The sequence below is a fragment of the Streptomyces sp. NPDC018947 genome (assembly GCF_044390505.1).
In the GTDB taxonomy this organism is placed as follows: Bacteria; Actinomycetota; Actinomycetes; order Streptomycetales; family Streptomycetaceae; genus Streptomyces.
On record NZ_JBIRZD010000003.1, the window covers coordinates 20619 to 32893 of the forward strand.

The 12275-nt window shown below is 72.7% G+C and carries 12 protein-coding genes and 1 riboswitch; of the genes, 8 read left to right on the top strand and 4 right to left on the bottom strand.

Translation table 11 applies throughout. The features are described 5' to 3' along the window. The first annotated feature begins 31 nt into the window (after window positions 1-31). Window positions 32-111, top strand: a riboswitch (cobalamin riboswitch). Window positions 112-232: 121 nt separating this feature from the next. The 4 genes from ACH499_RS08195 to ACH499_RS08210 all read left to right on the top strand — a co-directional run bounded on the left by ACH499_RS08195 (window position 233) and on the right by ACH499_RS08210 (window position 4182). Then, complete coding sequence (locus ACH499_RS08195; protein WP_356202120.1) at window positions 233-1336, top strand: iron ABC transporter permease; 1104 nt, start codon at window positions 233-235, stop codon at window positions 1334-1336. Beyond that, the gene (locus tag ACH499_RS08200; protein WP_399014339.1) at window positions 1336-2109 is read left to right on the top strand and encodes an ABC transporter ATP-binding protein; all 774 of its coding nucleotides are present in this window, start codon (window positions 1336-1338) and stop codon (window positions 2107-2109) included. The genes ACH499_RS08195 and ACH499_RS08200 overlap by 1 nt, the downstream gene beginning before the upstream one ends. A gap of 38 nt (window positions 2110-2147) precedes the next feature. Beyond that, window positions 2148-3176 carry an ABC transporter substrate-binding protein gene (locus tag ACH499_RS08205; RefSeq protein ID WP_356202116.1) on the top strand — a complete coding sequence of 343 codons (1029 nt, stop codon included), beginning with the start codon at window positions 2148-2150 and terminating at the stop codon, window positions 3174-3176. A 91-nt stretch (window positions 3177-3267) separates the two neighbouring features. Beyond that, entirely contained in the window at window positions 3268-4182 is a 915-nt protein-coding gene (locus tag ACH499_RS08210) for a HipA family kinase (RefSeq protein WP_356202114.1), read from the top strand. A gap of 61 nt (window positions 4183-4243) precedes the next feature. Here ACH499_RS08210 and aceB read toward each other — a convergent pair whose 3' ends face one another. Together aceB and ACH499_RS08220 are read right to left on the bottom strand one after the other, a co-directional pair. Next, window positions 4244-5866: a malate synthase A gene (gene aceB, locus ACH499_RS08215; protein ID WP_356202112.1), complete on the bottom strand. Its 1623-nt coding sequence runs from the start codon at window positions 5864-5866 to the stop codon at window positions 4244-4246. 184 nt (window positions 5867-6050) lie between these two features. Then, window positions 6051-6650 (bottom strand): nucleotidyltransferase family protein, encoded by a 600-nt coding sequence (locus tag ACH499_RS08220; RefSeq protein ID WP_356202110.1) that lies wholly within the window; start codon window positions 6648-6650, stop codon window positions 6051-6053. Window positions 6651-6849: 199 nt separating this feature from the next. On the opposite strand from ACH499_RS08220, the gene ACH499_RS08225 reads away from it, so the two are divergent. Beyond that, a complete protein-coding gene (locus ACH499_RS08225) occupies window positions 6850-7164 on the top strand; it encodes a DUF5955 family protein (protein ID WP_399014340.1) in 315 nt (104 codons plus the stop codon). A 33-nt stretch (window positions 7165-7197) separates the two neighbouring features. Here the strand turns inward: ACH499_RS08225 and ACH499_RS08230 are convergent, their stop codons facing one another. Continuing rightward, window positions 7198-8001, bottom strand: coding sequence for an IclR family transcriptional regulator (locus ACH499_RS08230; protein ID WP_356202106.1), 804 nt, complete (start codon window positions 7999-8001; stop codon window positions 7198-7200). A gap of 299 nt (window positions 8002-8300) precedes the next feature. Between ACH499_RS08230 and allB the strand changes: the two genes are divergently transcribed. Next, complete coding sequence (allB, locus tag ACH499_RS08235) at window positions 8301-9638, top strand: allantoinase AllB (RefSeq protein ID WP_356202104.1); 1338 nt, start codon at window positions 8301-8303, stop codon at window positions 9636-9638. 60 nt (window positions 9639-9698) lie between these two features. Continuing rightward, window positions 9699-10829, top strand: a complete 1131-nt coding sequence (alc, locus tag ACH499_RS08240; protein WP_399014341.1) for an allantoicase — start codon at window positions 9699-9701, stop codon at window positions 10827-10829. A gap of 83 nt (window positions 10830-10912) precedes the next feature. Here the strand turns inward: alc and ACH499_RS08245 are convergent, their stop codons facing one another. Beyond that, window positions 10913-11671, bottom strand: a complete 759-nt coding sequence (locus tag ACH499_RS08245; RefSeq protein WP_356202100.1) for an SDR family oxidoreductase — start codon at window positions 11669-11671, stop codon at window positions 10913-10915. Between the two features lie 162 nt (window positions 11672-11833). On the opposite strand from ACH499_RS08245, the gene ACH499_RS08250 reads away from it, so the two are divergent. Then, entirely contained in the window at window positions 11834-12229 is a 396-nt protein-coding gene (locus ACH499_RS08250) for a ribonuclease (protein ID WP_356202098.1), read from the top strand. Window positions 12230-12275 lie beyond the last annotated feature (46 nt).

Here is a 12275-nt window from a genome sequence, read left to right on the forward strand (position 1 = left end):
GGGACAGGGGTTAAGCTGCAAGCGCCTCGCGGGGGAAGTCCGGTCGAAGTCCGGCGCTGACCCGCAACGGTGGGCGCGGTCCCGTACAGGGCCGCGCGAGCCCGATTACCCGCGGTGGTGAAGCTCCTGTCAATCGCCGTGGACTGCGAGAGGTGCTGCGTGTGGCGCCCGGCGCCCGGGCCCGCTCCTTCGATCACGCAGGCGCACGGCCCGAGGCGAAAGCGATCCGCCTGTGGCCACGCTCCGCGACCGCATACCCGCCGCACCGCGCCGCGAGCACGGCGGCGGCCCCCCACCGCCCCGGCGTGTCCCGTTGCCCCTGCTCGTGACCGGCCTGTGCGTGGCGCTCCCCGTCTCCCTGGCCTGCGGTGCCGGCATCGGGGCGTCGGGGCTCTCCTGGAGCGAGACGCTGCGCTGCCTGTGGGCGGGACTGTCCGGCGGGACCCTGGCCCCGGACGAGGTGGCCTCGTACACCATCGTGTGGGAGCTGCGCCTGCCGCGCGCCGTGCTCGCCGCGGTCGTGGGCGCCGGTCTGGCGTCCGTCGGCGTCGCCGTCCAGGCCATGGTCCGCAACGCGCTCGCCGACCCGTTCGTCCTCGGCATCTCCTCCGGCGCGGCCGTCGGAGCCAACGCCGTACTCATCTTCGGCGCCTTCGCGGCGCTCGGCGTCTGGGCGCTGTCCACGGCGGCGTTCCTCTCCGCGCTCGCCGCCATGCTGCTGGTGTACGCGGTCGCCCGGACCCCGCGCGGACTGACTCCGCTGCGGCTCGTGCTCACCGGTACCGCGCTGTACTACGGCTTCTCGGCCGTGACCACGTTCATGGTGTTCGCCGCCGAGCGCGGCGAGGCGGCCCGGTCCGCGATGATGTGGCTCCTCGGCAGTCTGGGCGGGGCGAGCTGGTCCTCCGTGCCGATCGCCGCGGGCGCCGTGCTCGGCGGCCTCGTCCACCTCGGCTGGTCGGCCCGCCGCCTGAACGCCCTCGCCATGGGCGACGAGACCGCGGCCGCGCTGGGAGTGGACCCGGGCCGGCTGCGGAGGGAGCTGTTCCTCACCGCCGCCGCCGTCACCGGGGCCGTCGTCGCGGTCAGCGGCGCGATCGGCTTCGTGGGCCTGATGGTCCCGCACGCCGCCCGCATGCTCGTCGGCGCCGACCACCGCCGGCTGCTGGCCGTCGCGCCCCTGGCCGGCGCCGTTCTGCTGATCTGGGTCGACGTCCTGTCACGCGTGGTGCTCGCCCCCGCCGAACTGCCGCTGGGCGTACTGACGGCCGCGATCGGCGTGCCGTGCTTCCTGCTGCTCATGCGCCGACGCACCTACACCTTCGGAGGCGTGTGATGCGGGTCGACATCGACAGGCTCACCGTGGAGATCTCCGGCGCGCGGGTGGTGGAGGACGTCTCGCTGCACGCGGACAGCGGCCGGTTCGTCGGACTCGTCGGGCCCAACGGCAGCGGCAAGTCGACCGTGCTGCGCTGCGTCTACCGGGCCCTGCGTCCCACGGCCGGTGCGGTGCGCGTCGGCGGCGACGACCTGTCGGCGTTGAGCGCGCGGGAGAGCGCCCGCCGGCTCGCGGCCCTTCCGCAGGAGGCGTCCGCGGAGTTCGACTTCACGGTGGCCGAGGTCGTGGCCATGGGCAGGCTGCCGCACCAGGGGGCGGTGGCCCGGGAGACCGAGGAGGACCGGCGCGCGTGTGCCGCCGCGCTGGAGGGAGCGGGCGCCGGCCATCTGGCGGACCGCGGCTTCCTCACGCTCTCCGGCGGCGAGAAGCAGCGGGTCCTGATCGCCCGCGCCCTCGCCCAGCAGCCGCGGGTGCTGGTGCTGGACGAGCCCACCAACCACCTGGACATCGCCCAGCAGTTGGAGGTCCTCTCCCTGCTGCGGGCGGGCGGGCGCACCGTGCTCACCGCGCTGCACGACCTCAATCTCGCCGCGCTCCACTGCGACCTCCTGCACGTCATCGACGGCGGGCGGATCGTCGCCTCCGGCACCCCCCACGACGTCCTCACGCCCGGCCTGCTCGCCGACGTCTTCGGCGTCCGGGCACACCGTGTCCCCCACCCCGAGACCGGCGCGGTCCAACTGCTCTTCGACCGCCTTCCCTCCCCGTAGTCCACCGCCGGTCCGTCATCGAAGGAGTCCGCGTCACCATGCCGAGGCCCGTACGCCCCGCCGCCCCCGTCCTCGCCCTCGTCCTGGCCTGCGCCCTCACCGGCTGCGGCGCCGAGGTCCCGTCCCGGCCGGGGACGCGGGACGCGGCGGGGGCGCCCGGCGGCCACTATCCGGTCACCGTCGAGAACTGCGGCGAGAAGAAGACGTTCGAGAGGGCTCCGCGGCGCGTGGTCACCAACGACGTGGGCATCACCGAGATCATGTTCGCCCTCGGCCTCGAGGACCACATGGCCGGATACGTCATGCCCGACGACAAGGGCGACCTCACGACCGTGCCGTGGAAGGACGGCTACCACGAGGCCGCGTGGCTCTCGAAGGGCCGGATCACCAAGGAACTGGTCCTGGACGCCCGTGCCGACCTGGTCTTCGCCGGCTGGAACTACGGCTTCGACGAGGGCGAGGGGTTCACGCCCGCCGCCCTGCGACGCGTGGGTGTCGACTCGTACGTGCTCAGCGAGTCGTGCCGCAACGGACAGGGCACCGCACGCGGGGTGATGGCGCCGCTCGACGCGCTCTACACGGACCTGCGCAACCTGGGCGAGGTCTTCGACGTCGAGGACAGGGCCGAGGCCCTCGTCGCCTCGTTCCGCCGGCAGGTGGCCGACGCACGGGCCAGGGCCCCGAAGGGCGCCGACCGGCCCAGGGTGTTCCTCTACGACAGCGGCCGGGACAAGCCGTTCACGGCGGGCGCCTACGCCGGACCCCACGACATCATCACCAAGGCCGGCGGCGACCACGTCATGAAGGACCTGAAGGACAGTTGGGCCCCCGTGGGCTGGGAGACGGTCGTCGCCCGCGACCCCGAGGTCATCGTGATCAACGACTACGGGGACACCACCGCGGAGCAGAAGCGGGCGTTCCTCAAGTCCTACGAGCCGCTGGCGAACGTCTCCGCCGTCAGGAACGACCGGTTCGTCGTACTCGACTACGCGGACCTCGTCGAAAGCCCACGCAACCCCGCGGCCGTCGCCACCCTCGCCGACGCCCTCAGCGGCCTCGGCTCCTGACCCCGGGCGGTGCGGACGGGGCCGGGCGGCCCGCGATCACCCTCGGTTACTATGCTCACTTCATGCCCGAGGCCGAAGGGAAGGGGGGGACGTGCTGAGAGAGGTCACCGCCACCCGCTACATCGAGCCCCTGCACACCGGCGGCTCGGTCCCCGGTGTGGTCGAGGCCGACGACCTGGGCACGTACGTCGTCAAGTTCACCGGCTCCGCGCAGGGGCACAAGGCGCTGGTCGCCGAGGTGATCGTCGGACGGCTGGCGAAGGCGCTGGGACTGCGGGTGCCGGAGCTGGTCCTCGTCGACTTCGATCCGGCCATCGGCGCCCGGGAGCCGCACCAGGAGGTGCGGGACCTGCTCGACGCCAGTGCCGGGATCAACCTCGGCATGGACCACCTGCCGGGCGCCCGCGACTACACGCCCGAGGTGGCGAGGACGTTCCCCGTGGACCCGGTCGAGGCCGGCCGGATCGTCTGGCTGGACGCTCTCACCGTCAACGTCGACCGCACCGTGCACAGCTCCAACCTGATGGTCTGGCCCACCTTCGGCGCCGCGCCCCCGCACCTGTGGCTCATCGACCACGGCGCAGCCCTCGTCTTCCACCACCGCTGGGACGCGTCCGCGCCGGAGAAGGCGTACGACTTCCGCCACCACGCCCTCGGCCACAGCGCCCCAGACGTGCGTGCCGCCGACGCCGAACTCGCGCCGAAGGTGACCGGTGAACTGCTGCGCGAGGTCGTCGCCGAGGTGCCCGACGCCTGGCTGACGGGCGAGCCCGGCTTCGCGGGGCCGGACGAGCTGAGGGCGGCCTACGCCGGCTACCTCGGCGCGCGGGTGAAGGCGTCCGCGCAGTGGCTGCCGGTCGACTTCCCGAGCCGGGAGGAGCTGGCCGCCGAGGAGGCGCGGCGCGCGGCACGTACCCGGCGGGGCCGCCCCGACTGGCTGAAGCAGGTGCCCGACCTGCACGGCAAGCCGGCCGCTGAGCAGGACTGGTCCGTGCACCTGGAGTGACGCGCACACGCCCGTGCCCCCGGTGCTGTGCGGTACCGGGGGCACGGGCGTGTGCCGGGCGTCAGCCCTTGAGCTGCTCGTACGCCGGCAGCGTGAGGAAGTCGGCGTAGTCCTCGTCGAGCGAGACGGTCAGCAGCAGGTCGTGCGCCTGCTGCCAGTTGCCGGCCGCGAACGCCTCGTCGCCGATCTCGGCGCGGATGTTCTCCAGCTCCTCGGCGGCGACCTTGCGGGCCAGCTCGGCGGTGACCTGCTCGCCGTTGTCGAGGACGACCTCCGCGTTGATCCACTGCCAGATCTGCGAGCGGGAGATCTCGGCGGTGGCCGCGTCCTCCATCAGGTTGAAGATGGCGACCGCGCCCAGCCCGCGCAGCCACGCCTCGATGTAGCGGATGCCGACCTGCACCGCGTTGACCAGGCCCGCGTACGTCGGCTTGGCGTCCAGGGAGTCGATGGCGATCAGGTCGGCCGCCTTGACGTCGACGTCCTCGCGCAGGCGGTCCTTCTGGTTCGGCCGGTCGCCGAGGACCTTGTCGAAGGACTCCATGGCGATCGGCACCAGGTCGGGGTGGGCGACCCAGGAGCCGTCGAAGCCGTCGTTCGCCTCGCGGTCCTTGTCGGCGCGGACCTTCTCGAAGGCGACCTTGTTGACCTCCGCGTCCTTGCGGGACGGGATGAACGCCGCCATGCCGCCGATCGCGTGCGCGCCGCGCTTGTGGCAGGTGCGCACGAGGAGTTCGGTGTACGCGCGCATGAACGGGGCCGTCATCGTCACCGCGTTGCGGTCCGGCAGGACGAACTTGGCGCCGCCGTCACGGAAGTTCTTGACGATGGAGAACAGGTAGTCCCAGCGGCCCGCGTTCAGGCCGGAGGCGTGGTCGCGCAGTTCGTAGAGGATCTCCTCCATCTCGTACGCGGCCGTGATCGTCTCGATCAGGACGGTGGCGCGGACGGTGCCCTGCGGGATGCCGACGTAGTCCTGCGCGAAGACGAAGACGTCGTTCCACAGGCGGGCCTCGAGGTGGGACTCCGTCTTGGGCAGGTAGAAGTACGGGCCCTTGCCGAGGTCCAGCAGGCGCTGGGCGTTGTGGAAGAAGTACAGGCCGAAGTCGACGAGGGCGCCGGGCACCGGGCGGCCGTCGACCCGGAGGTGGCGCTCCTCGAGGTGCCAGCCGCGCGGGCGCATGACGACCGTGGCCAGCTCCTCGTTCGGGCGCAGGGCGTACGACTTGCCGGTGCGCTCGTCGGTGAAGTCGATGGTGCGGGTGTAGGCGGCGGTCAGGTTGAGCTGGCCGAGGACAACGTTCTCCCAGGTCGGGGCCGAGGCGTCCTCGAAGTCCGCGAGCCAGACCCGGGCGCCCGAGTTGAGGGCGTTGATGGTCATCTTGCGGTCGGTGGGGCCGGTGATCTCGACACGGCGGTCCTGCAGCGCGGCCGGAGCGGGGGCGACCTTCCAGGAGTCGTCCGCGCGGATGGCGGCGGTCTCCGGGAGGAAGTCGAGCGTGGAGGTGCGGGCGATCTCGGCGCGGCGTTCCGCACGGCGGGCGAGGAGTTCGTCACGCCGGGGCGTGAACCGCCGGTGCAGCTCCGCCACGAAGGCGAGCGCAGCGTCGGTGAGGACCTCGTCCTGCCGCGGCAGGGGCTCGGCGTCGACGATGGCCAGCGGGGACGGCGCTGGTGCGGACATGAGCGGTCACTTCCTTCAGCGGTGGCACCGGGTGCCAGAGGCGCATATGGGGACATCACGCACTCGCTGTGCGGTCGAGTGCTTCTGGTCAGTGGATAGTAGTTTCCTCATCGTGGAACTTCAATGGTTTGTTGATGTCGAGATTCTCTGAGTCGAGGGAAGGTGGCGCCCAGTGCCACACCCTTCACTCAAGGTGGCGCAGGTCGGCCTCGGTGTCGATGTCGTAGGGCCGTGCGACGTCCCCGCATTCGACGAGGGTGATCTCCGCCTCGTGTTCCCTCAGATAGGCGCGTGCCCCGCGGTCCCCGCTCGCGGTCGCCGCCACCTCGGCCCAGTGCGCCGCCCCGAGGAGGACGGGATGCCCGCGCACACCCGCGTAGGCCGCCGAGACGAGTGAGGTCTCGTCCCGGTACGCGGCGCGCACCCGAGCCATCGCCTCCGCGCCGATGCCGGGCTGGTCCACCAGGGAGACCAGCGCCGCCCGCGCCCCCGTGCCGGTCAGCGAGGCGAGCCCGGCGCGCAGCGAGGTGCCCATGCCCCGCTCCCACTCCGGGTTGTCCACGAGGACGCACCCCTCCAGCGCCGCCCGGGCCCGTACGTCCCCGGCGCGCGCTCCGAGCACGACGTGGACGCGGGCGCAGCCGGCCGCGCGCAGCACGCCGACCGCGTGTTCGACGAGCGGGTGTCCGCGATGTGCGAGCAGTGCCTTGGGCCGGCCGCCGAGCCGCCGCCCGCCCCCCGCGGCGAGCAGTAGCCCCGCCACCTGGTCTTCGTTGTCCGTCATGGCTCCTGCATACCGGACCGCCCGTCAAACGCCCCGGCGCCCGCCGGTTCTCGCGGGACTGAATTTCGGCCCTCGTGGTGGCGCGTCCCGTGCCGGGTGGCGTTTACTGGCCCGCGTCCCGGGTCTCCGGCCGGCGTCAGGGGGGGGCTCGGCGGGTCACCACGCAGGGGGCGCACGACGGAGTGCGAGGGGGAGGGCTGTGTTGCGGAGCTTGGAAGAGAGGCGAGTGGCCGCCGGCGACGAGGATGTGCGAGTGGCGGCCCTGCGGACGGCGGTGGCCGGGCTGCGCCGCCGGCTCGCCGTGCTGCCGGCGGACTTCCCGGACCGGGCGATCGCCGAGGACGAACTGGCCGCCCTGGCCGCGATGACGGACCACGGCGTCCCCGAGGCGCCGCGGCTGCACCGCTCCCTGCTGCTGATCGCCGGGGCGATCGGTTCCGTCAGTGCCCTCTCCCGGGCGCTGACGGACGTCCGCGACGCCGTCGACGCCTTCGGCGGCGGGCCGCGCCGCTGAGGCGAGGCCCGGCGCGCCGGAACGGGCGAAGGGTTACGCGGCCGGGGTACCGCCCGAGGCCAGCAGGGCCTCCGAGAGTTCGGCGGCCACCTGCTGGAGGAGGGGCACCATCCGCTCGGTCGCGTCCTCCGTGACGCGGCCCGCCGGACCGGAGATGGAGATGGCGGCCGCGGTGGGGGAGTTCGGCACCGAGACGGCCAGGCAGCGCACGCCGATCTCCTGCTCGTTGTCGTCGATCGCGTACCCCTGGCGCCGCACGTCCTCCAGCGCGGCGATGAAGCCGTCCGGTGTGGTGATCGTCTTCTCCGTCGCGGCCGGCATGCCGGTGCGGTGGAGCAGGGCCCGCACCTCCTCGGGCGGGAAGTCCGCGAGCAGCGCCTTGCCGACGCCCGTCGAGTGCGGCAGGACACGCCGCCCGACCTCGGTGAACATCCGCATGGAGTGCTTCGACGGCACCTGGGCGACGTAGACGATCTCGTCCCCGTCGAGCAGTGCCATGTTCGCCGTCTCGCCGGTCTCCTCGACCAGCCGGGCCAGGTGCGGGCGCGCCCAGGTGCCCAGCAGCCGGGAGGCGGACTCGCCGAGCCGGATCAGCCGCGGGCCGAGCGCATAGCGCCGGTTGGACTGCTGGCGCACGTAACCGCAGGCCACGAGGGTGCGCATCAGGCGGTGGATGGTGGGCAGCGGCAGCCCGCTGCTGGCGGACAGCTCGCTCAGGCCGACCTCGCCGCCCGCGTCCGCCATCCGTTCGAGCAGGTCGAAGGCGCGCTCCAAGGACTGGACGCCGCCGGTGGCGGACCTGGCGGAGTCGGTGGTGCTGGCGCTGGACGTCGGCACGGCACGTTCCTTTCGGGGCTGGCGGGAGGGCAGAAGCCTACCCGGCGGCCGGTTGACTCCCCGCTTGTACATAGCTACGTTCTGTCTGTCGGAATACTAATTCCGCTTTGTGGAAACGTCCAGAGCGGAGCCGTCGGGCGTGCCCGGTCGAAGGGTGCCTCTTGACGGGGTGGAACGGGAAGTGAAGACTCCTTCAACAGAACGTTGAAGTCCGTTGTGTGGCGACAGATCCCGTTTCCCGTTGTGAACCGGCAGGCCGGCGGACCGGCGGCAGAACGACTGCAGAGAGAGGGGTTCGGGTGTCCCAGACTGAACTGGTGCTGCGCTCGACGCGCGTCATCACTCCCGAGGGCATACGCGCCGCGTCGATCGCGGTGAGCGGCGGCACGATCACGGACGTGCTCCCGTACGACGCGCCCGTGCCGGACGGGGCCCGTCTGGAGGACGTGGGCGACCACGTCGTCCTGCCCGGCCTGGTCGACACCCACGTGCACGTCAACGACCCCGGCCGCACCGAGTGGGAGGGCTTCTGGACCGCCACCCGCGCCGCGGCGGCCGGCGGCATCACCACCCTCGTGGACATGCCGCTCAACTCCCTCCCGCCGACCACCACGGTCGACCACCTGCGCGTCAAGCAGGAGGTCGCCGCCGACAAGGCCCACATCGACGTCGGCTTCTGGGGCGGCGCCCTGCCCGACAACGTCAAGGACCTGCGTCCGCTGCACGAGGCGGGGGTCTTCGGCTTCAAGGCGTTCCTGTCGCCCTCGGGCGTCGACGAGTTCCCGCACCTCGACCAGGAGCAGCTCGCCCGGTCCCTCGCGGAGATCGCCGCCTTCGACGGCCTGCTGATCGTCCACGCCGAGGACCCGCACCACCTCGACGCGGCCCCGCAGCAGGGCGGCCCCAGGTACGCCGACTTCCTCGCCAGCCGTCCGCGCGACGCCGAGGACACCGCCATCGCCACGCTCATCGAGCAGGCGAAGCGGTTCAACGCGCGGGTGCACGTGCTCCACCTGTCCTCCAGCGACGCCCTGCCGCTGATCGCCGAGGCCCGCGCCGAGGGCGTCCGCCTCACCGTGGAGACCTGCCCCCACTACCTCACGCTCACCGCCGAGGAAGTCCCGGACGGCGCGAGCGAGTTCAAGTGCTGCCCGCCCATCCGCGAGGCGGCCAACCAGGACCTGTTGTGGCGGGCGCTGGCGGACGGCACCATCGACTGCGTGGTCACCGACCACTCCCCGTCCACCGCCGACCTGAAGACCGACGACTTCGCCACCGCCTGGGGCGGCATCGCCGGTCTCCAGCTCAGCCTCGCCGCCATGTGGACCGCGGCCCGGGAACGCGGCCACGGGCTGGAGGACATCGTCCGCTGGATGTCGGCGAACACGTCCCGCCTCGTCGGACTGGAGGCCCGCAAGGGCGCCGTCGCGCCGGGCCGCGACGCCGACTTCGCCGTGCTGGCCCCCGACGAGACCTTCACCGTCGACCCGGCCGGCCTCCAGCACCGCAACCGCGTCACCGCGTACGCGGGCAAGACCCTGTACGGCGTCGTGAAGTCCACCTGGCTGCGCGGACAGCGCATCGTGGCGGACGGCGCGTTCACCGAGCCGAAGGGACAGCTCCTCTCCCGGACCTGACCGGTCCGGGCCTGTCGGAACACACATCCCGAACGACCCCGAAAGGAACACCTGATCACCGTGACGGCCCAGCAGAACACCTCGTTGGCCAGCTTCACCGGAGACGCGAACCCCTACGGAGGCGGAGACCCGTACGCGGACTACCGCACGGCCGACCTCCCCTTCACCCAGTACGCCAACCTCGCCGACCGGCGACTGGGCGCCGGTGTCGTCGCCGCCAACGACGAGTTCTTCGCCCAGCGGGAGAACCTGCTGGTGCCCGAGCGCGCCGAGTTCGACCCCGAGCACTTCGGGCACAAGGGCAAGGTCATGGACGGCTGGGAGACCCGCCGGCGCCGCGGCGTCTCGTCCGAGCACCCCTGGCCGACCGAGGAGGACCACGACTGGGCGCTGATCCGCCTCGGCGCGCCCGGCGTGATCCGCGGCATCGTCGTCGACACCGCCCACTTCCGCGGCAACTACCCGCAGGCCGTGTCCGTCGAGGGCACCTCGGTCGCCGGCTCCCCGTCGCCGGAGGAGCTGCTCGCGGACGACGTGAAGTGGACGACCCTGGTCCCGCGCACCCCGGTCGGCGGCCACGCGGCCAACGGCTTCGCCGTCTCCGCGGAGCAGCGCTTCACCCACCTGCGCCTCAAGCAGCACCCCGACGGCGGCATAGCCCGCCTGCGCGTCCACGGCGAGGTCGTCCCGGACCCGGAGTGGCTCGCCGCGCTCGGCACCTTCGACGTGGTCGCGCTGGAGAACGGCGGCCAGGTCGAGGACGCCTCCAACCTCTTCTACTCGCCGGCCACCAACACCATCCAGCCGGGCCGCTCCCGCAAGATGGACGACGGCTGGGAGACCCGCCGCCGCCGTGACCAGGGCAACGACTGGATCAGCTATCGCCTGGTGGACCGCTCCGAGATCCGCGCCATCGAGATCGACACGGCGTACCTCAAGGGCAACTCGGCGGGCTGGGCGTCGGTGTCGGTGAAGGACGGCGAGGACGGCGAGTGGCGCGAGGTGCTGCCCCGCACCCGGATGCAGCCCGACACCAACCACCGCTTCGTCCTGCCGGAGCCGGCCGTCGGCACGCACGCGCGCGTCGACATCTTCCCCGACGGCGGCATCTCCCGCCTGCGTCTGTTCGGCTCCCTGACGGAGGACGGCACGGCCCGCCTGGCCGCCCGCCACCAGGAACTGGGCGGCTGACGCACCGCCCACGGACCCGCGGGGCGCACCGGCAGGACAGCACCGGTGCGCCCCGCGCGCATGCCCGGGAGGGCGGAGGCCGGCTACGCCGCGTGGCCGCCGTCCACGGCGAACTCCGCGCCGGTCACGTACGAGGCGGCCGCCAGGTACGCCACCGTCGAGGCGACCTCGTCCGCCGTGCCGAAGCGGCCGAGTGCCGTCAGGGCGGCCTGGCCCTCGGCGTGGGGTCCGTCCGCCGGGTTCATGTCGGTGTCGACCGGACCCGGGTGGACGATGTTCGCCGTGATCCCGCGCGGCCCCAGCTCCCGTGCCAGGGCCTTGGTCAGCCCGACGAGGGCCGACTTGCTCATGGCGTACAGCGTCCCGCCGGGGCCCGGCACCCGCTGGGTCATGCAGCTTCCGACGGTGATGATCCGACCGCCCTCCGCCATGCGGGACGCGGCGGCGCGCGAGGTCAGGAAGACGCCGCGGACGTTCACCGCCAGCAGGCGGTCCACGTCGTCGGCCGACAGGCTCTCCAGCGGGCCGAGCAGGCCCACCCCCACGTTGTTGACCAGCACGTCGGGTGCGGCCCCGAGCGCCTGCGCCGCGCGCTCCACCGCTCCCGCCGCCTCCTCGGCGTCGGCGGAGTCCGCGCGCAGGGCCACCGCCCGGCGTCCCAGGGCCTCGACCGCCTCCACGACGCCGGCCGCCGCGTCCTTGCCGTGCACGTAGGTGAGGGCGACGTCCGCGCCCTCCCGGGCCAGGCGCAGCGCCGTGGCCGCGCCGATGCCCCGGCTGCCGCCCGTCACGAGAGCGGTCCGGCCGGCCAGCGGGGCGAGTGAGTTCGTGTTCGTGTTCATGGGTCCATCCCAGCGGTCCGGGCGCCCGGAAGCTGGCGGTGAACGGACGCCGACCCTGCCGGTGAACCGCCCGCGCCGTCGCGGAACGCACATACGACGTCCCGGCAACCTCCACGGTCTTGTCATTGACATGCCATCGTCTACGCGCGTCATCATGAGGACATGCGATTCCCCCCACGCGCCGCACGGATCGGCGCCGCATCCGCAGTCCTGTCCGCCCTCCTCGTGGGCGGGTCCGTCTCAGCGACCACCGCCGGCGCCGCCCCCTCGGCGGTCGGTGACATCTGCTACAGCGACCTGCCCTCCCAGGCGCACGACACGCTCGATCTGATCGAGCAGGGCGGCCCCTTCCCGTACGAGCAGGACGGGACCGTCTTCCAGAACAGGGAGGGCATCCTGCCCAGCCGGTCCACCGGCTACTACCACGAGTACACGGTGATCACCCCGGGCTCCGACGACCGCGGAGCACGCCGCGTCGTCACCGGCGAGGACTACCAGGAGGACTACTACACGGCCGACCACTACGCCTCGTTCGACCTGGTCGACCACGGCTGCTGAGCACCGCCTCCACGGCCCCGGCTCTCGCCCCGCGGACCCCCCACCC